This is a genomic window from Nitratidesulfovibrio oxamicus, assembly GCF_015731765.1.
Classification (GTDB): domain Bacteria; phylum Desulfobacterota; class Desulfovibrionia; order Desulfovibrionales; family Desulfovibrionaceae; genus Cupidesulfovibrio; species Cupidesulfovibrio oxamicus.
In genome coordinates, this window is sequence record NZ_VRYY01000468.1 from 1 (window position 1) to 1,844 (window position 1,844).

The 1,844-nt window shown below is 68.2% G+C and carries 2 protein-coding genes; both read left to right on the top strand.

The window, feature by feature from the left end:
• The first annotated feature begins 68 nt into the window (after positions 1-68).
• Positions 69-740 carry an ABC transporter ATP-binding protein gene (locus FVW20_RS14060; RefSeq protein WP_196610106.1) on the top strand — a complete coding sequence of 224 codons (672 nt, stop codon included), beginning with the start codon at positions 69-71 and terminating at the stop codon, positions 738-740.
• A partial coding sequence (locus tag FVW20_RS14065) for an ABC transporter permease (protein WP_196610105.1) occupies positions 727-1,844 on the top strand: 1,118 nt, incomplete at its 3' end. The genes FVW20_RS14060 and FVW20_RS14065, both read left to right, overlap by 14 nt.

Sequence of the window (1,844 nt, forward strand, 5' to 3'; positions counted from 1 at the left end):
CGCCCGGCGCGGATGGTGCCCCCGGCGCCGCGCCTGCTCCCGCGCCCCCGCGTACGGCCAGTCCGCCCATCCGCATCGAAGGCGTCTCCAAGGCCTACAGGCGCGGCGCGCAGGTGGTGCCGGTGCTGACCAGCGTGAACATGACGGTGGCCCCCGGCGAGTTCCTGGCGCTCATGGGACCGTCCGGCTCCGGCAAGTCCACGCTGCTCAACCTCATCGCGGGCATCGACCGCGTGGATGCTGGGTCCATCCACGTGGGCGAAACGGACATCACCACCCTGGACGACGCGGACCTGGCCCGCTGGCGCAGCCGCAGCGTGGGGTTCATCTTCCAGTTCTACAACCTCATCCCGGTGCTGAACGCGCTGGAAAACGTGGAACTGCCGCTCTTGCTCACGCCCCTGTCCGGGCGCGAACGGCGGGAACGGGCGCGCACCGCGCTGACCATGGTGGGCCTGTCCGACCGCATGGACCACTACCCCCGCCAGCTTTCCGGCGGGCAGCAGCAGCGCACCGCCATTGCCCGCGCCCTGGTGGCCGACCCGGACATCCTGGTGGCCGACGAACCCACCGGCGACCTGGACCGCGTGTCCGCCGGGGAAATCCTGGACCTCATGGACGGGTTGAACCGCACCATGGGCAAGACCATCATCATGGTCACCCACGACCCGCGCGCGGCGGAACGGGCGGGCCGCCTGCTGCTGCTGGAAAAGGGCGAACTGGCCGATGCTCACGCTTAACTTCGTGCTGCGCAATCTGGCCCGGCACCCGCTGCGCAACGCGCTGACGGTGCTGGGCATTGCCATCTCCATCATGGCCTTCGGCCTGCTGCGCACCACGGTAGAGGCCTGGTACGTCGGGGTTTCCGCATCCGCCGCCAACCGGCTGGTTACCCGCAACGCCATCTCGCTGGTGTTTCCGCTGCCCGTTGCCTATGCGGGCAAGATTCGCGCGGTGGAAGGGGTGAGGCACCTTTCGTGGGGCAACTGGTTTGGCGCGTACTACGTGGACGAGAAGAACTTCTTCGCCAACTTCACCGTGGACATGCGCAGCTACCTCGACCTGTATCCGGAATACGTCATTGCCGACGACCAGAAGGCCGCCCTGATGCGCGACCGCAAGGGCATGGCCGTGGGAGCAAAGCTGGCCCGGCGCTTTGGCTGGAAGCCGGGCGACACCGTGCCGCTGAAAGGCACCATCTACCCCGGCGACTGGAACGTGGTGGTGCGGGCCATCTACACCGGGCGCTACCCCAACACCGACGAGACGCAGGCCTTTTTCCACTGGGACTACCTGAACGAGCGGATGAAGGTGGACCAGCCCACCCGCGCCGACCACGTGGGCTTCTACATGGTCGGGGTGGATCGGGCCGAGAATGCGGCCCGCGTGGCGGGCGACATCGACGCGCGGTTCCGCAATTCGCTGGCGGAAACCCTGACCGAGACGGAACAGGCCTTCCAGATGGGGTTCATCTCCATGAGCGAGGCCATCATCATGGCCATCCGGCTGGTGTCGGGCATCGTCATCGTGATCATCATGGCGGTGGCGGCCAATACCATGGCCATGTCCGCCCGCGAACGCATGGGCGAATTCGCCACCCTGAAGGCGCTGGGCTTCGGCGGGGGGTACGTGGCCCTGTTGGTGACGGGCGAGGCGCTGGCCCTGTCACTGCTGGGCGGCGCGGCGGGGTGCGTGTTGTCCGTGCCGGTCACGCGGGTCATCGCCCATGTGCTGGGCGACTATTTTCCCGTGTTCCTGCTGTCCGGCGAAACGCTGGCCCTGCAAGGCGCCGCTGCTGCGGTGGTGGGGCTGGTGGCGGGCGCGGTGCCCGCGCTGCGGGCGCG